The 16,661-nt window shown below is 66.8% G+C and carries 15 protein-coding genes and 2 pseudogenes; 6 read left to right on the forward strand and 11 right to left on the reverse strand.

Features of this window, described 5'->3' with window-relative positions:
* Positions 1-324: 324 nt before the first annotated feature.
* Positions 325-837 (reverse strand): hypothetical protein, encoded by a 513-nt coding sequence (locus OG349_RS16690; protein ID WP_327235358.1) that lies wholly within the window; start codon positions 835-837, stop codon positions 325-327.
* 683 nt (positions 838-1,520) lie between these two features.
* Here OG349_RS16690 and OG349_RS16695 point away from each other — a divergent pair.
* Positions 1,521-1,892, forward strand: a complete 372-nt coding sequence (locus tag OG349_RS16695) for a hypothetical protein (RefSeq protein WP_327235359.1) — start codon at positions 1,521-1,523, stop codon at positions 1,890-1,892.
* A gap of 384 nt (positions 1,893-2,276) precedes the next feature.
* Here the strand turns inward: OG349_RS16695 and OG349_RS16700 are convergent, their stop codons facing one another.
* The 10 genes and pseudogenes from OG349_RS16700 to OG349_RS16745 all read right to left on the reverse strand — a co-directional run bounded on the left by OG349_RS16700 (position 2,277) and on the right by OG349_RS16745 (position 11,494).
* Positions 2,277-3,062 (reverse strand): sulfite exporter TauE/SafE family protein, encoded by a 786-nt coding sequence (locus OG349_RS16700; RefSeq protein WP_327235360.1) that lies wholly within the window; start codon positions 3,060-3,062, stop codon positions 2,277-2,279.
* Positions 3,063-3,183: 121 nt separating this feature from the next.
* Positions 3,184-3,294 (reverse strand): annotated as a pseudogene (locus OG349_RS16705) (cation transporter); the annotation flags it as partial.
* A gap of 446 nt (positions 3,295-3,740) precedes the next feature.
* On the reverse strand, positions 3,741-3,944 hold the full coding sequence (locus tag OG349_RS16710) for a cold-shock protein (RefSeq protein WP_327235361.1): 204 nt from the start codon (positions 3,942-3,944) through the stop codon (positions 3,741-3,743).
* A 101-nt stretch (positions 3,945-4,045) separates the two neighbouring features.
* Positions 4,046-4,348, reverse strand: a complete 303-nt coding sequence (locus OG349_RS16715; RefSeq protein ID WP_327235362.1) for an SCO5918 family protein — start codon at positions 4,346-4,348, stop codon at positions 4,046-4,048.
* Positions 4,349-4,419: 71 nt separating this feature from the next.
* Entirely contained in the window at positions 4,420-5,982 is a 1,563-nt protein-coding gene (locus tag OG349_RS16720; protein WP_327235363.1) for a DEAD/DEAH box helicase, read from the reverse strand.
* 248 nt (positions 5,983-6,230) lie between these two features.
* Complete coding sequence (locus OG349_RS16725; RefSeq protein WP_014061102.1) at positions 6,231-6,434, reverse strand: cold-shock protein; 204 nt, start codon at positions 6,432-6,434, stop codon at positions 6,231-6,233.
* Between the two features lie 989 nt (positions 6,435-7,423).
* A pseudogene (locus OG349_RS16730) lies at positions 7,424-7,576 on the reverse strand (dihydrofolate reductase family protein); the annotation flags it as partial.
* Positions 7,577-7,854: 278 nt separating this feature from the next.
* A complete protein-coding gene (locus tag OG349_RS16735) occupies positions 7,855-8,193 on the reverse strand; it encodes a helix-turn-helix domain-containing protein (protein WP_327235364.1) in 339 nt (112 codons plus the stop codon).
* A 1,149-nt stretch (positions 8,194-9,342) separates the two neighbouring features.
* Positions 9,343-9,933, reverse strand: a complete 591-nt coding sequence (locus OG349_RS16740; RefSeq protein ID WP_327235365.1) for a hypothetical protein — start codon at positions 9,931-9,933, stop codon at positions 9,343-9,345.
* Between the two features lie 373 nt (positions 9,934-10,306).
* On the reverse strand, positions 10,307-11,494 hold the full coding sequence (locus tag OG349_RS16745; RefSeq protein WP_327235366.1) for a Shedu anti-phage system protein SduA domain-containing protein: 1,188 nt from the start codon (positions 11,492-11,494) through the stop codon (positions 10,307-10,309).
* A 181-nt stretch (positions 11,495-11,675) separates the two neighbouring features.
* On the opposite strand from OG349_RS16745, the gene OG349_RS16750 reads away from it, so the two are divergent.
* From OG349_RS16750 to OG349_RS16770, 5 genes are all read left to right on the forward strand, one after another.
* The gene (locus OG349_RS16750; RefSeq protein ID WP_161308067.1) at positions 11,676-11,945 is read left to right on the forward strand and encodes a type II toxin-antitoxin system Phd/YefM family antitoxin; all 270 of its coding nucleotides are present in this window, start codon (positions 11,676-11,678) and stop codon (positions 11,943-11,945) included.
* Positions 11,935-12,393, forward strand: coding sequence for a type II toxin-antitoxin system VapC family toxin (locus OG349_RS16755; RefSeq protein ID WP_327235367.1), 459 nt, complete (start codon positions 11,935-11,937; stop codon positions 12,391-12,393). Before OG349_RS16750 ends, OG349_RS16755 begins: the two co-directional genes overlap by 11 nt.
* Before the next feature lie 345 nt (positions 12,394-12,738).
* Complete coding sequence (locus OG349_RS16760) at positions 12,739-12,930, forward strand: hypothetical protein (protein WP_327235368.1); 192 nt, start codon at positions 12,739-12,741, stop codon at positions 12,928-12,930.
* 1,343 nt (positions 12,931-14,273) lie between these two features.
* A complete protein-coding gene (locus OG349_RS16765) occupies positions 14,274-15,407 on the forward strand; it encodes a hypothetical protein (RefSeq protein ID WP_327235369.1) in 1,134 nt (377 codons plus the stop codon).
* 605 nt (positions 15,408-16,012) lie between these two features.
* Positions 16,013-16,612, forward strand: coding sequence for a hypothetical protein (locus OG349_RS16770; RefSeq protein ID WP_327235370.1), 600 nt, complete (start codon positions 16,013-16,015; stop codon positions 16,610-16,612).
* Positions 16,613-16,661: the final 49 nt, after the last annotated feature.

Here is a 16,661-nt window from a genome sequence, read left to right on the forward strand (position 1 = left end):
TCACTGGAGGGGGTGGGTGGGTGGGCCACGAGGATCCGACAGCATTTCAGTCGGGACAAGCGCCCTCGGCAGAGGCTCGCGCCCGCCAACTGCGGGCTCGCGCCAAGGCTTGCCTGATTGGAGGGCGGAGTCCGACCGGTCGTCGAGGCGGTGTGGCGCATGGAAGCGCCGGACCAGCGGGTTCCCGGTCCGGCGCTCCGCGCGGGGCCAGATCCGTACTCTGTCTGCCCTTCGCGGAGTGTCGTACCCAAGCACGTGCCTTTTCGTCATAGCGCCGAACCGTCTGGCCGGTGAGGCCTGTCGGGCCAGGCCCCACGGCAACCGTCACGAGTGATAGAGCACTCGCACGACCATCGTGTCGCCGGGTAGGCCGTCCAGGTAGGCGCTGAACATTCGCTCGTAGTCGGGGCCGCTGCCCTCGACCCACCGCCCGTCGAGAGTGAGCAAGGCGGGGGTGGTCAGTACGGCCGCCACGGCCGCCTCCCTGGCGTGGTACGCCGTCCAGGTGCCGGCCGCCCGGCGGGCCTCTACGGTACGAGGCGTGCCCAGGTCGAGGACTCCGCGCGGGCCGCCGTGGCAGCGGGAAGGTGGCAGGTCGTCGGGGGAATCGGTCCAGTCGTCGTACCGCACAAGCCGGGGGTCGTCCTCGTGGCCCGACAGTACGTCGAAGAGACAGCCGGCCCCGGAGACGAACCAGTGGCTCCACTCCCCCACCCAGTCCGGGTGGGGGCGGTCCTCACGGTCGTACCAGAAGGGGGCCATCACCTGCCCGATCGCCTGCCTCAGCCCATCGGGGTCGACGGGCGGCAGACAAACCGTGATGCGCTGCTTGCCCATGGGGTTCCCTTCTGTGGTGCGGTCCGCGCACGGTCATACGGTGTGGTGTGGCGCGCGACCCACCCTGGCAGCCCGCGCCGGTCAGACGATCGGCGGAGGGCCGCAGGAGACAAGGATGTCGTGGCAGCCGCGTTCCGGGGTCTTCCAGCCCTCCCGGATGAGCGCCAAGTCTCCGAGAATGCCAGCGCCGTTACCTAACGTTGGCCGCCCGGCACGGCCACAGCCTGTCGGACGTCGGCGTGCCGCGAGCCGAACCTGGGAGGCTCGGGCCGGTGGCTGTCCTGCTCGGTCGGAATGACCACACTCATGTCGTCCACCACGCCACGCCGCAGGTCCCCTGCCGCCCGGCAAAGCTCCAGCGCCGGCCCGGGCCTGGCTCTCGAAGCGCTTTGGCTTCTCGGCGCAACTGTCGGCGCGGTCGGGGAGTCGTACCCGCAGTGATCGAAGAACGTGGACAGCGCGGCGGGGGGTTGTCGGCGGCCGTCTCCAGGGCCGTGCGCAGCGGGAGTCTGGTTCTCGCTGCCGTGGCGAGTTCGAGCGGCCTCCTGCTGGTCGTGCGGGGGCGGGTGCTCCCCGGGTGGGGGGTGAGTGCGGTTCTCCTGGTCTTGGCGCTCGTTCTCCGAAGGGTCGTCAGCCGGGTGGGCCGGCCGGCGGGGGCTTCCAGGCTCCTGCGGAAGCGAGCCGTGTGGGCACGGCTGGGCAACGGTCTGCTGATCGCCATGGCGGTGCTTGGCACTGTATGGGGAGCGGCGAACGATCTGATATCGAACGCGGAGTACCACGTGCTGCGCCCCGCGGGCCCCGGAGGCTGCACGGCCGTGGTGCGGGAGACATCCTTTCTCTCGATTGGCAAGGGCAAGGCATACGCGGTGGGGCGCACCGGCCTGGCCCTGGGCGAGTCCGGATCGTGGACGGTCGATGATGGATACCGGCCTGTCGACGCAGGCACGTACGACTTGAACTGGGGTCGGGACGGCGGCCTTCTACTAGTCAGCGGCACGAGCACCGATCCTGTTGTCCGTGGCGGATCCGCCGACATCTACTGCGGGTGGTGAGGCAGGCAGGAGAGCGCCCCACCTGGCACCGCCACGGGGGCTGCGTGCCACTACGTGCCATTAGTGGGGGTGAACTGCGGTCACCAAGTGCACCATCCGGCAGCCGAGCAAAAGTGCATCTGCACTGGGTTTTCGCTGTTCGGACCTGTTTCTGGCGACCGAGCGATGGGGGATTCCCAAGCTCAGAGCGCGAGTTCGATTCTCGTCACCCGCTCCACACAAAAGCCCCAGGTCATCGGCCGGGGGCTTCTTTTTTGTCTAGACCTCTTAGAGCAGTTCGTGCCCTCCACATGCCCTAACTACAGGGAATTCTCAGGCCGAAGGGCCGCCACCGCGCAGTCAAAGTCAGTGAATCCGCAACAACGGTGACGCTCCTCAATACGATCAGCGGTTGGCTTGCACCGCGTAGAGAATGCCCAGTGCTGCGGCGAGGGTGCCGAGGAGGAGTCGCAGGGCGGTCTCGGGAAGGTGGGGTTGCAGGCGGGCGCCGAGGTAACCACCGATCAGGCCACCGGCTCCGCAGGCGAGCCCTAGTGACCAGTCGGGTGCCACATCTCCATGGCTGATCAGGGACAGCAGCGCGAAGGTGGCCGCGCCGACGAGTGAGGTCGCGAAGGTGGAGGCGAGGGCGGCCGGGGCGACGCGGGCCACCGGCATGCCCCGGCCGACGAGGATCGGTCCGAGGAGCGAGCCGCCTCCGATTCCGTAGATCCCGCCCACGATGCCCACGGCCAGCGCGAGGCCGGTGACGGTGCGGGCGGAGGGTTCACCGGCGGTGGCACGCGCCCGTGTTGGGCGGAGGGTTCGTACGCACAGCCACAGGCCGAGCGGGAGGAGGAAGGCGGCGATGAGGAGACGGAAGACGGTGGGGCCGGGAAGGGCGAAGACCCGGATGACCGCGCCGAATACCACTCCGGGGAGGGTCCCGGCCACCAGGCGCCGGGTGAGTGGTCCGCGCAGGGCACCGGTCCGGCCATAGCGCAGCAAGGCCCCGGGTCCGGCGATGACGTTGAAGAGGAGGTTGGTCGGCGTGACCGCGGGGTTGGGCACGCCGAAGACGCTCAGCTGAACCGGGAGAAGGAACACCGCCCCGGACACCCCGACCGGCGCGGTCATCGTCGCGATCAGCAGCCCGGCGGCCAGCCCTCCCAGCGCCGTCCACCAGTCCACCGTTGCTCCCGCCCGTCCGTTGCCGGACCAGTATCAGCGCACCCGGCGACGGCGTGGTCGGTGGGCAACGTGATGCTCCTGAGCAGCAGGTGCAGCCGGGGCGGCAGCCGCACGTGTCCTCCTAGCCGTCCGGGGACGGGACGGCTGAGAGGGAGTGGGCGGTGGGTGCGCAGCAGCCCTTGCCCTGCCAGGCGTCGCGTCCCTCCTTCACCGCGACAACGGCGATGACGACGACGCCTCCGTCAGCGTGACCAAAGGCCTGTGGTGAGCACACGAAGCCGGCCGGCCGACCGGCCAGGCCGCCTCGCCGGCGGCGGCAAAGCCGTTGTCGCAGAAGGGATCGCCAAAATGATGGCGTGATCGATCCTCAACCTGTCCACCACGCGTTCACCGACGCCGATCGCCACTGAACCCTGATGCTCCTGCGCGTACTGCCCAACGAGGCCCATCAGCCGCATGAAGCGGATCGTCGAGGCTGAGCGTACGTACGAACCAGCCGTGTCAGCTGTACAGGCTTGACGCTGCGCCCGCTTGCCGCCGAAGCGACGTACCCGCACTACGCATCGGAGTCGGGATCACCACTGGTCTGTACGTGACGCGGCTCTCGGGGCGACCGGGTGAAGCCTTGTCCGGGAACCCTCCAGCAGCTCAGCAGGTATTCCGGCACCGCCGGTGGCGTTATTCAGGAATGATGTTCTCCGCATGCGGTGCCTTCCTCCCCTGTTTGAGGTCGAAGCTCACCCTTTGGCCATGCTGTAGTTCCAGCACATCCTGCGCGGCGATGTAGGCGTAGTGGGCGAACACGTCCGCGCCACCACCTGACGGCTCGATGAAGCCGAAGCCCTTCGCCGCATCGAACCACCTGACGGTTCCGGTAGCCATGCCCAACTCCTTCGAAGCAGTTCACCAGCGCTCCGTCCAGTTCCAGGCGCCTTCGGACCCTCGTCACGATGCCGAAGCACCCATGTGGCGCCTGGCCGAAGTCACTGTCGCGCGTACGGGTCGATCGCTGTCGGCGCGACCCCGCCGAGGACGGAAGCCAGGGCGGTCGGGGGGATGATGCGACAGGTGAAGCCGAGACGAGCCATCGCTCTGGTCACTTCGCCGGCTGAGAAGTCACGCCTGTCCTGTTTGGTGATCACTTCCCCCACCTGTTTGACGGGGTAGGTGCGGCGGCCGATGATCACGGATTCTCCCGTGCCGGGTTCGGGTTTGATGCCCTTCATCGACTGCAGCACTTCGCTCTTGAGGAAATTGAAGGGGAAGCGGGCGATTACGCAATGCACAGTGCCTCGGCAGGTTCGAAGGAAGACGCGAGAGCCCTCAGCCCGGAGTGCGGCCTTACGTGTGCCGGTGTTCAGGCGGCAGCGCTGAGGGGCGGCCGCGCAGAGGCGCCGGTCCGAGCTTGGGGGGCGGTGGTGGCCCGACGCGTGCGTGCCGGCCCGCCACGGCGGCCTCGGGAGGAGTTGCCGGCGCTCCTGGTGCGCTCGGAGACGGGGGCGGTGATGACGACGGGGACGCCGGACGGGGCCTGTGCGCCGGTGATACGGCTCAGTTCGGCCTCGCCGGAGCGGACCTGGGTGATCTGCGGGGTGATGCAGGCGTCGGCCATCAGGCGGGTCATCTCGCGGCGCTGGTTCGGCAGGACCAGGGTGACGACACTGCCGGACTCGCCGGCGCGGGCGGTACGGCCGCCGCGGTGCAGGTAGTCCTTGTGGTCGCTGGGCGGGTCCACGTTGACGACGAGGTCGAGGTCGTCGACGTGGATGCCGCGGGCGGCGACGTTGGTCGCCACCAGCACGGTGACGTGGCCCGTCTTGAACTGGGCGAGCGTGCGGGTGCGCTGCGGCTGGGACTTGCCGCCGTGCAGCGCGGCGGCGCGGACACCGCTGTTGAGCAGGTGCTCGGTGAGCCGGTCCACGGCGTGCTTGGTGTCCAGGAACATCAGCACCCGGCCCTCACGGGCCGCGATCTCGGTGGTGGTGGCGTACTTGTCGGCGCCGTGGACGTGGAAGACGTGGTGTTCCATCGTGGTGACCGTACCGACCGAGGCGTCGACCGAGTGGACGACCGGGTCGTGCAGGTAGCGGCGCACCAGCAGGTCGACGTTGCGGTCGAGGGTCGCCGAGAACAGCATCCGCTGCCCGTCGGGCCGCACCTGGTCGAGCAGTGCGGTGACCTGGGGCATGAAGCCCATGTCGGTCATCTGGTCGGCCTCGTCGAGGACGGTGACGGCGACCCGGTCCAGGCGGCAGTCGCCGCGGTCGATGAGGTCCTTGAGGCGGCCCGGGGTGGCGACGACGATCTCGGCGCCGCCGCGCAGCGCGCCGGCCTGGCGGCCGATCGACATGCCGCCGACGACCGTGGCAAGGCGCAGGCGCAGCGAGCGGGCGTAGGGGGTGAGCGCGTCGGTGACCTGCTGGGCCAGCTCGCGGGTGGGGACCAGGACCAGGGCGAGCGGCTGCTTCGCCTCGGCGCGCTGTCCCGCGGTGCGGACGAGCATGGCCAGGCCGAAGGCGAGGGTCTTGCCGGAGCCGGTGCGGCCGCGGCCCAGGACGTCCCGGCCGGCCAGCGAGTTCGGCAGCGTGGCGGCCTGGATGGGGAAGGGCTCGTTCATGCCGAGGCTGGTGAGCATGTCCGTCAGCGCGGACGGCATGTCCAGCTCCGCGAAGCTCGTCACGGCCGGCAGCGCGGGGGTGAGGGTCACCGGCAGGGCGAATTCGCCCTGGACGGCGGAGGGGCGGCGCCCGTAGGAGCCACCGGAGCCGCCGTTGCGGCTCGAACCGCCGGAGCGGCCGGGGGCACCCGAACGGGTAGGTGCGGCACCGGAGCGGAAGCGGCCGGCGCCGTTGCCGGTGGAGCCGGAGCCGCCGCCCGTACGGGTACGGGAGTAGCGGTCGTTCGTGCGTGTGCGGTTCATATCCGAACCTTTCTCGATGCGGCACGTATCGAGAATTCTTGGCAGGGGTGACCGCACAGAGAATCGCAAGAACGAGCCGGAATTTCGTTGAACGGAGCCACGCCGGGGCGAAAAGGGCCTGAGCCGGCGTATTTGGTCTCTCGTCGCCCGACGCGGCCGTTACGGCGGTCCGGGCGGGTCCTGCAAAAAGCAACGAGCTGGGGTCCGCATCCCAAGGAGCGGACCCCAGCTTGTCATGCGCCTAAGCGTCAGGCGGGAACGATGTTCTCCGCCTGCGGGCCCTTCTGGCCCTGCGTGACGTCGAAGTTCACCTTCTGGCCCTCCTGGAGCTCGCGGAAGCCCTGGGCGGCGATGTTCGAGTAGTGGGCGAAGACGTCAGCGCCGCCACCGTCCTGCTCGATGAAGCCGAAACCTTTTTCCGCGTTGAACCACTTGACGGTACCACTGGCCATTTTGATCTCCTTCGGGGCAAAACCCTGAGCTTCGCACTGCGCGAAACTTGATCGCCACAATGATCACCCACCCGGAAAACCGACCGGAAATACAGTAAGCGCCTTACCCGAAAGAAAATCCGGAATGAAAACGCTTGAAGTCTTTGGGATCCACAACTGCAACTGAGACAGACACTAGCATGAACCAAAGGGCCTTGCGAGGCATTGCATATCGTTCCACCGGGCGTTCCATAAACCCTGACCGCGCATTGGGTAAATATCTATGCCTGCCGCGATAGCTTCACGTCCGTGAGCAGAACAGAACCTGCGGTTCCCGGCGCAGGGCCGTGCTGCCACGGCCTCTTGGCCGCCGAGCCGCATGGCGCCTTGCGTGACCTGAGGAGGTCAGCAGAGTGACGGGCCGGCTCCTGAGATGAGAATCGGGTGCCGCCGGTGGCGGCCTGGAGGGCGTGGGCCCCCGGTCGAGCAGCTGCGGGGCCCCGGGGATCCGCGCCCCTCCTCAGCGCCGCGGGGTGTTCCTCCGTAGAGCAGAACAGCGAGCAGCAGGCGCCGCCCTCTTCGCCCTTCGTCGCCGCGGCGGCCTTCCGCCCGGCGCCGGCGCCATGCGCGGCGAGAAAGGCGCCTCGCCCCTTGGGGGTTCGGATGTCGCGTCGAACCTTGTCGAGCACGACCTACTGCCGCGCGGTACCAGCGCCGAACCGATCGAACGACGATGGAGGGCTACACCAGCAGCTACACGACCTGCACTGGCACTTGCTCCTCAAGTCCCGTTCCAGATGCGATGCAGCCGCCGCGGAGCTTCACCCCTCAAGAGCCCCCAGCTTTCCAATCCTTCTCGTCGCAGGCGAGGTGGACTATCTGTACTGACCCGTAAGGGCGGGAACGCGGTAGCGAAGGCAGACGACTCACGAGCTGACGCACGCCGATACTCGTCGATCAGCCCCGACGTGGCGGCCTCGGCGGCGAGAGCCGCGCCGCCGATCGCGATGCTGTCGTCCCAACAGGTGAACGCCGACCTCTTGCACCTCATCGGCGGCGAAGCGACAGAGCGCCTCGTCGGGTGCCGTCCAGTCGAAGCCACCGTCCGGCCCGACGATATAGCCGTCAAGCGAGACCCTCATCGAATAGGTCACGCTTCGCATCAGAACTGCTCTTCTCGGTGACGGTTCGACCGTACGACAGCCGGACGCCACAGGACTCATCGCGGCTCACGGGACCCCAGGTCCGAGTCACCTCACGCGCTTGAGTTCGTTGAAAAACCTCACTGCCGACGAGTTCAAACGGGTGCGCGCAACTCACCGACTTCTCGGAACGTGCCAGGTCCCGTCGGCCCCTCGCCATGCCACGAGTTGGCCTCGCCACAGCCGGCCGACCCGAACGGTGTAGCTACCAGAGCGCCGTCTGCCGGTGGCCGGCCGCCTCAGGCCGCGGTCGTGGGATTCGCCGGTTCCGCCGCGCGGTGGTGTTCGGCGTTGATGCGCTGGGCTTCTGTGAGCTGGTCTTCGAGGATGACGATGCGGCAGGCGGCCTCGATGGGGGTGCCCTGGTCGACGAGTTCGCGGGCGCGGGCGGCGATGCGCAGCTGGTAGCGGGAGTAGCGGCGGTGTCCGCCCTCCGAGCGCAGCGGGGTGATCAGGCGGGCTTCGCCGATGGCTCGGAGGAAGCCCTGGGTGGTGCCGAGCATCTCGGCGGCCCTGCCCATCGTGTAGGCGGGGTAGTCGTCGTCGTCGAGACGCCCGTAGGAGTCGTTTGCTGTCATCGCACCTCTCTGTGGAACGCGTGGAGGGGCCTTGGTGCCGATTGGCACCAAGGCCCCGAAGGAACTGCTACACCATCCGCCGGCCCTCATGCTGCGCCGGCCTTCTGTGTCCGCACGGCCACCCGGGGGAGGGTGGGGAATGCGGGGATCGCGGTTGCTTGACCGGAGACCACCTCACTATCGATGTCCTGCGGTACCCGGGCTCAAGGTTTCCGCCCGGGCGATCCTGATGGCGCTCGGCTCCTCCGTTCTTCCCTCTTGATCAGCCTTTACCAACGGGTACTTCGCACTGCCTGTACTGCGAACTGCCTGTACTGCGAACTGCTGAGGGCCTGTCACAGCACCACTCTCCGGCAGCCAGCCCCGTCGCCCGTCCTGCTCCTGCTCTGGCTTAGAACCCCACTGCCGAACTTCCCGGTACGCGCGCCCGCAGCCGACGCCTTCACCGAGGTACCACTACCTACTCCGCTGCTGAGCACTTCGCACTGCTTGTACTGCTCACGGCGGCCCCTGATCACTGCGGGCCACCCGGTCCGGTCGCCAGTCCCGTCGCCGTCCTGCAACTGCTCTGGCTTCGCAACTCCACCACCGCACCGCCCTGCACACCACAATTGCTCTACTGCTGCCCGGCAGTTCTCCCTGCCAGGCCCTGCCGTCTCTCTGGGCTACGAGAGAAACCATAACCACACAGCCACCCAATGTCTACTCCAGCCGACACAGATTTCCGCGCGTTCGGCGGCGAGGTAATCCACCGCGAAGCCAGGCTGGACGGACCCGGTGGAAGCACACGAACCCGGCCGCACACCAGCCTCGGCCGGCGCCCGGTCTGCTCCTGCTCGATTGCCCAACCGGGGAACAAGTGGGCAACCGAGTGTCCGACGCGAGAGAACGCCAACTCAGCGGCCCAACATGGGGCCACGAGACGCGGACTCGGAAGGTCCGGCGGCCTGCGGCCTGCGGCCTGCGGCCGCAGGGACAGCACTACCGATCCGTGGCCTGGAAGAAAACTGAGAGATGATCTTCCCCTAAAGGCCCACCGAGGCCACGCGAAACCACCCCAGCCCAAACCCCTGACCAGCGCAAATCCCCATCCGACCTGGCAGGGATCTTGGGTGGACCTCGTTCGGGACGACAGACGCCCGCTCTCACTTACCTGGCCGACGACGCGTCGGCAGCATATGGATGGACGTACCGGCCTTCGTTGAAGGCGTGAACCAGGATCCGATCGCCATGGGCGCAATGCCGAGGGCGGCACCCACCGCATCCTCGTCGATCCCATCCGCCGAGTCGTGAAGGGGAATCATCGGGAGGGACATCCGGGCCGTCGGCGGCAGCAAGCCCCTCCCGGGCCAAGCCGGGGTGGAGCTGGACCTCACACTTGTCCACCGTCCACTCGGCCAGCAGCTCAGAGCGCTCCAGCAGTTCCCCGACCACCGAACGAACCGCCTCCTCTGCGAACTCCAGCGCCGGAGCATCCACGAAGATCCTCAGCAGTGCCCCGCCCGGACGGACGGCCACAAGCGACTCGTGGAGGTCCGCCTCCATCCCGTCCGGGCCCTCGATGCCCTCCACCGAGTCGAGCCCGGATTCGAGGATGGCCACCGCGCCGGCACGTTGCAGGGGGTCCGTCTCCGGAGAGTCCTGCGCGATGTGGGTTTCCACACTCACGACATAGGTCACGACGAGCAGCGTGGCAGGAGAGGACCACGCCGCGAGGCGAAACAGCCCGTTCGCGGTCATCCTTGCTCCCGCAACCTCGATCTCCCGGCACAAGAGTGCGCACACACTACGGGGCAGATCCGACAGCTCATCGCACCTCAACGGACCACCTCGACCACGGCGTGCCCCAACCGTGCCCTCCAGACCGGACAACCCCAGTCAACAGCGGTGCAATCCGGTCTGCGCCAGGGGCCATTGGCGCTCCTGTTCTCGCAGGTCAGACAACACATCGGCTTCGCAGGACCCGGTGATTCCCAAGCCCAGAGCGCGAGTTCGATTCTCGTCACCCGCTCCGCGCACAGCCCCAGGTCAACGACCTGTGGCTGCGCAGGCCGCGTATGGCCATCTTGATACAGAGCCGACTGGCGTAAGTGGCGGGCAGGTCAGCGGGCGGCTACGCCGAAGGCGTGCTGCCCAGGGAACGCTCGGCGTTGTCGACCAACTCCTTGTAGGTAAGCACCTCGACGCGATTGACGTGTGTATTGAGGGTGCGAAGTGCCTCGTTGATTGATTCCTCCGCCACGGAGGGTTGAACCGAGGGGTGTCCGATAAGGACCATCGCGCTGGCCCGGCGGGTCTCGATCCCGAGCTCCTCGCGGAGCCGGTGGCGGTTCTCGTCCAAGCCGACCAGATAGTTCACCGCCTGGCCGACGGCGTTGTGCACCTGAGCCGTGGGAACCCACGATCCGCGGTACATCTTCACCAGTGGGCCGGCCAGGCTTGCGGCGCGCTTCAGTTCGACCACATGCAGCGCTCCGTCACCACGGATCAGAGGGATGTCGACTTCGTCGCCCGGCACAAGCCTGCGGTGGGCGGCCTCCCCCACGAACCGCCCGCCGAAGATCCAGTGCTGCCCCTCCAGGGCTCGCTGTAGCGCGCGTTCGGAAGCCGTGGTGTCCTCCACAACTGTACGCAAAGCCTCCATGCCCGCCGCTCGCCGCTGCAACTCCGCCGCTCTTAGGACCATCTGCCCCTCTGTGTCGGCGGCAAGAAAGACGACGACGGCGGGTGAGGCGGCGATCCGGCGGGCGGCCTCTGCCGGATCCTCGATGTCCACCCGTTCACGCAGGACACGTTCCAGCCACACCGCCATCTCCGCCCGGCCGCGGAGAACGCGGTACCGCCCCGGGCGGTCCTCAGGAGCGTCGAGAAACCGCGCATCCTCCGAGAGCGAGCCGAAGTGCGCAATCAGATCGTCCACTCCGGCCCGGGGGTGTTCATCCACGTACTCACGGCTCGCCCGCGCGACGAACCTGAAGGAGTTCCACAGCGTGTTTGCGGCGAACTCCCGCAGGTTCTCATCGCGTACGCCATCGTGAAACAGGCGGTACCGCTCGTCGAAGTCAGGCTGGAGAATCCGTCCCTCGGCGTAGTCCAAAGAGTCCTGGACCAGCCGGACGACCTGCCACTCTCCGACATCCGCCGCGCGCCCGCGAGTCGCTTCCAGCATCTGGACGAGGGCCTTCCCACCTCTGCGATGGCCTCCACTTCCACTGTTCATATGTGCGCACGCCGAGACGAGGGCAGCCTTCACGTCCGGATGAACTGCCGCCTCCAGCACACACTTCAGCTGCAAATCCAAAGAGAAATCTGATCTGACACTCGTGCGACGAGTCTGATCGAAGGGTCCGACAGCCGGACCCCCACCTCGCCCGACGCCGTATCTCACTCGGGCGCCGGCGACGCCGATCGACATTTCCGCTCACACTTGACCGCACCCGAGCTTCGGAGCACATGGTGCTACAGAGTGCTACCCTGGACAAATGTCAGCCCAGCCCGAGATCACCCAACGTGACCTGCGCAGCCGTTCCAAAGAGATCATGGACGCCGTCCAGGGCGGACAGTCCTTCACCGTCACTCGCGACGGTCACCAGATCGGCGAGCTGATCCCCTTGCGCAGGCGTCGGCGGTTCGTCCCGCGTTCGGAGTTCGCCGCCATGTCCCGCACTGCGTCGGACGTCTCCCTGGAGGCGTTCCGGTCCGACCAGGACGCCACGGCCGAGCAGGAGACGGACGACCCCTATGCCCGCTGAATACGCTCAGGGCCTGCTCGACACCAACATCGTGATCCTGCGCAAGTGGCTCGATCCCCAGGAACTCCCTGCCGAGGTGGCGATCAGCGCCGTCACCCTGGCCGAGCTCTCCGCGGGCCCGCACGAGGTGCGCAGGAACGAGGAACAGGAGGACTACGACGAGCACACGGAACGGGGTCGCCGCCTCGACATCCTGCAACGCGCCGAGAACGAGTTCGACCCCATCCCCTTCGACACCGAAGCCGCCCGCATCTACGGGAGAGTATGTGCGGCCGTGATCGGTGCCGGCCGCAAACCCCGCCGCCGGATTGCGGATCTCATGATCGCCGCCATTGCCATCGCCGAAGAACTACCGCTCTTCACCACCAACCCCGACGACTACAAGGGCCTCGACGGACTGCTGACCGTCGTACCCGTCACCCGGCCCACCGTCCTGCACGACCGGTAAGGCTTGCTCGCCGCGCCACTTCCGCACCACGCGCAGCGGTACGGAGCGGTCAACCACGGTCACCAACGACACCGGTCCAGCGGGCACTTCAGGACCGTACGTGTAGCTGACCAGCACGGACGGCGAAAAGGTCCCTGTGATTCCCAAGCTCAGAGCGCGAGTTCGATTCTCATCACCCGCTCCATGCGTAGCCCCAGGTCATTGGCTTGGGGCTTTGTTATGCATGGGAGGAAGTGGCGTATCGGTGGCGTGCCGGTTGAGCCCAGGCAGGTAGGCGGAGCGTGGGTGAACAACCGCGAGTGCCACATGAGACCGCAGCAGTCCGCATGACGAGATGCATCTCAAGTGGACGTGCACGCAGGGCTGGAACGGTTGCGCGCCAAGGCCGTCCGCCCGGGCACCGTGCCCAGTCTCGTCAACGAGATCATGAACGGCTCGGAGGGTTTCTCGACACGGGCAGGCTTCGGTGCGTCCCTGGGTGGTCACTGGGCCTGGACCAGTCCGGTCGACCCCGACGCCTACTTCGAGGAGCTCTGACGTGCCCCAGCCACAGCCCCTCGGCATCCTGACCGCCTATCTGACCAACACCCTCACGGCCCAGGGCATCGATCCGACCGATGGTTTTCTCCCCCCCGCGGAACCCGTCGAGAGCCCCATGGCCGCCCTGGCCCGCGTCCGGTGGGCATACTCCGCCGCGGTCCACGCCCTCCCCCCGGCCTCGTCCACCGGTCACACGAGATGCCCGCTCGCCGTACAGTCCGGCGACGGGGCGGTCCAGTATCCTGCTCCGCAGACTTCCACTCCTCGGAAGATGCTGGGCAATCGGTTGGCCACCAGCCCATGCGGAGACAGCGACCGGCTACCGGACGCAACCAGTCCCATGCCTGGCTGATCCGGACCGAGGCGGAGCGCGCCAACACCCGGAAGATCAGCCCCCAAGCCCCCCCCCCGCAGGCGGTGCTTGGGACATGCATCCGCCAGCCGGCATCGGACCCGACAGCCTCACCGCCCTGACAGAACGTCGCCGACCCCGAGGCAAGTCGGTCGTTGAGGCCTGCGGACTGACGCCCGTCGGTCACCCGCCCCGGTCACGCACGCGTCATGGCCCCGGTCCCAGATCTCGTCCGGAGCCCATGCCCGAAACCAGCGACAGGCGACGCCCCCGCGTCACCAGGTCATGCGGTACGTACCACCAGGCACGCCCCACCCCACATGCGTACAGCACCGTGTCGACGACAAACACGGCGCAAGAACTCGAGCGGCTCGACCGCCTGCCGTTGAGCACCTGTCGACGGATCCTCAGGTGCAAACTCGCAGACGCAGACCGCAGACGGTGCTCCTCGCAGGGCAAGGAGCACCAGATCAGGATCAGCGTTCCGAAACTCGAGGCACGCTTTCGATACCCCACCATTCATCCTCTGGCGAAGGCCCAGGTCGGCGCCTGCGGCGTCTGTGTCCTCCTCCCTACGCCGTCCCGTCAGTTCTCGACCCGCAGCCTTCGGCACGCGAGGCGGCAGCGCCGGTCGCTTGGTCAAGTCCGGCACGGAAGAAGCGCGCCAATCAGGTCCGGCAGGGCCGGAGTCAGATTCCTGCCCGCGATGCCATGCGGCCCCCGAGGAGACCACCTGGGCCGCTGTCCTCCTCCGTCACGCACGCGGCGGGACATCGACTGGCTGCACAAGCGCGATGAGATGACGTCAGTCACCACGAAGTGGCTCGAAAAAACGGGCCATAAGACCGAACATTCAGTCGATTTTCGATAGTTTTTTTACACCAAATCGCTCGTTGCTCGATTCCCTTGCCACTGGCTCCCTGAATCGCTTGACCCACCACGCCAAAAAGAGTGACTATCTACCCCGAAACTCCCAAGGAAGGCCGCAATGACCGCCCCACAAAGCAGTGCGACCGAAGCGCCCACCGCACCCCTGTACAACATGGCCAGATTCGCAGACATGGTCTGCTCAGATCCGAGATTCTCAATGAGTCGGCATGACGACGCGTGGGAAATCCGAACAGACAGCCCAACGAAGCCCTTCCTCGTGCCGGAGGTAGTGACCGGCGCGGAGTACTTGGACTTTACGCACAAGCTCTACAAGAGAAATTGGCGCCCCGCGCCCCGCCTCTGGTCCGGCGCCCCCTCCTTGTCGTTCGAGGACATCTCTCCGATGGATGCGTGCGAGCTGCTGCTCCGAATCCCGTGGTACCAGCGCACCTTGGAGGAGCGCAAGGTCGAGGAATGGGCCGGCGCCATGCACCGTAAGGAGTGGAGAACCACCCATCAGGGGCTGGCGATCGACCAGCAGGGGATGCTGTACGACGGACAGCACAGGCTGGCCGCTCAGGTGATTGTGGGGATCACGCTGCGCTACAGCGTGGCGCGTGGCATCGAGGGCGACACTTTCAACGTGGTCGACCGTGGGAAGATGCGCAGCAGTTCGTACACGTTCACAGCCGCCGGCGAGAAGGATGCCTTCAACCTGTCCGCTGCTCTGCGTCTGCTGTGGATGTGGGAAAACCATCCGATCGAGAAATGGAAGAACCGGTATCCCGTGTCGGATGACCAGCTCAAGACGGTGCTGGACCGCCACCCGGGAATCCGGCACTCGGTGAAGCGGGGAAAGCCGATTCCGCGGGCGTCGGCACGTGCGACCACCCTCATTCACTATCTGGCGACTCAGGCGTGCGGATCTTCCGAGGTTCCGGACCAGTGGTACGCACAGCTGGGAACCGGGGAGAATTTCCAGCGACGCGACCCGGGACTGGTATTGCGCAACTACTTCCTAGGCGGAGAATCGATCGAAAAGGGCACTCGGCAGCCGGTGAGGGGCATGCAATCGGCTATCCAGGTCATGCACCTTTTTGCGACGGCATGGAACAACACTTGTACCGGCCAGCAGCGCAGTATTGCAAAGGCCTTTGGCAACTACGGTGTACCAACCCTCAAGAAGCCGGGCCCAAACCACCTTTTTCGCTTCCCTGTGAATGATTCGGGAGGAACGGACGTACTATCCTAGACGGACGCGCGTAAAATGATTCATGCAGAAGCCCCAGGCCAGCGACCTGGGGCTTCTGTTGTTGTCCGGTGCCGTCTCCGGACCCCGTACTGGCGGCGCACGGCGACCCGGACATTCGACCCGCTGTCCTTCCTGTTGGTGAACAGTTGCCTCCTGTTGGCCTTCCTGGGGCCGCTCCTGATCCGTTCCCGCGCCCCCGCCCGCGCCCGCGGACCGCGCCGGACCCCGGCCTCGCACGCACGGGCGAGCCTGATGGCCGGGAGGTGGGAATGCCGCAGTCGGGCTCGACCTCGGCTCGGCTCCGTGCCACTACCTGCCACAGCGGTCACCACAGGCGCCGCACCAGCCATCGCCCGCAGGCACTCCACGCCACGCTTCCCCAGTTCAGAGACCCATTTCGCGATCAAGTACAGGGTGATTCCCAAGCTCAGAGCGCGAGTTCGATTCTCGTCACCCGCTCCACACAAAAGCCCCTGGCCAAGAGGCCAGGGGCCTCTATATTGTCCAGACCAACTTCTTGCGGGCCAGGGTCCAGCGTCGGCCGCGTCGAGGCCGGCGCTGGACCCTGGAAAACTGCTTCCATGACGCTGTCCTTCCAAACACCCATGAGTCCACTCCCAGTGGTGCCCTTACTCGGGGATGAGCCGATCGCCGGACTCTCCGACACCGCAGTCGTCGACTTCTGGCGCTTCGCCATGCCCGACCTCAAGGTCAACAACACTCGTGGCGTGTTCGCCGAATTTCTCGTTCACCAGGCGGTCGGCTCCACTCGGCGTCGGGTGGAGTGGGCCAGCCACGACGTGGAGACGGACGACGGCCTCCGCATCGAAGTGAAGGCCGGCGCCTACCTCCAGGCATGGGAACAACACCGCCACTCGGACATCCGCTTCACCGGACTGCGCGCCCGCACCTGGGCCCCCGCGACCGGATACTCCAACGAGAAGTCCTACAACGCCGACGTCTACGTATTCGCCGTCCAAACAGCACCCGAGCACACCAGCTACGACCCGCTGGACACCGGCCAGTGGGAGTTCTACGTACTCCCCCGCCCAAAGCTGGAACGCCTCAACACAAACAGCGTCAGCCTGGCATCCGTACGCACGGCCGCAGGCCAACCAGCCCTCTTCCCCGACCTGGGTAGCCACATCCGGGCCGCAGACCCCCGCCCGTCCGCACACACGGACGAGGCAACCAGAACAACCTGACGCGCCCCGGTCGCGCCGCAACCATGTACGGCCCGCCAGGGGACGGGTG

Origin of the sequence: Streptomyces sp. NBC_01317, assembly GCF_035961655.1 — a bacterium.
Classification (GTDB): Bacteria; Actinomycetota; Actinomycetes; order Streptomycetales; family Streptomycetaceae; genus Streptomyces.

What these genes read in the sequence shown, in the direction of transcription:
- OG349_RS16725 (WP_014061102.1), bottom strand. Translation starts at nt 6,434, where the DNA reads ATGGCCAGTGGTACCGTCAAGTGGTTCAACGCGGAAAAAGGTTTCGGC.
- OG349_RS16755 (WP_327235367.1), top strand. Translation starts at nt 11,935, where the DNA reads ATGCCCGCTGAATACGCTCAGGGCCTGCTCGACACCAACATCGTGATC.
- OG349_RS16770 (WP_327235370.1), top strand. Translation starts at nt 16,013, where the DNA reads ATGAGTCCACTCCCAGTGGTGCCCTTACTCGGGGATGAGCCGATCGCC.
- OG349_RS16765 (WP_327235369.1), top strand. Translation starts at nt 14,274, where the DNA reads ATGACCGCCCCACAAAGCAGTGCGACCGAAGCGCCCACCGCACCCCTG.
- OG349_RS16710 (WP_327235361.1), bottom strand. Translation starts at nt 3,944, where the DNA reads ATGGCTACCGGAACCGTCAGGTGGTTCGATGCGGCGAAGGGCTTCGGC.
- OG349_RS16735 (WP_327235364.1), bottom strand. Translation starts at nt 8,193, where the DNA reads ATGACAGCAAACGACTCCTACGGGCGTCTCGACGACGACGACTACCCC.
- OG349_RS16740 (WP_327235365.1), bottom strand. Translation starts at nt 9,933, where the DNA reads ATGACCGCGAACGGGCTGTTTCGCCTCGCGGCGTGGTCCTCTCCTGCC.
- OG349_RS16690 (WP_327235358.1), bottom strand. Translation starts at nt 837, where the DNA reads ATGGGCAAGCAGCGCATCACGGTTTGTCTGCCGCCCGTCGACCCCGAT.
- OG349_RS16750 (WP_161308067.1), top strand. Translation starts at nt 11,676, where the DNA reads ATGTCAGCCCAGCCCGAGATCACCCAACGTGACCTGCGCAGCCGTTCC.
- OG349_RS16720 (WP_327235363.1), bottom strand. Translation starts at nt 5,982, where the DNA reads ATGAACCGCACACGCACGAACGACCGCTACTCCCGTACCCGTACGGGC.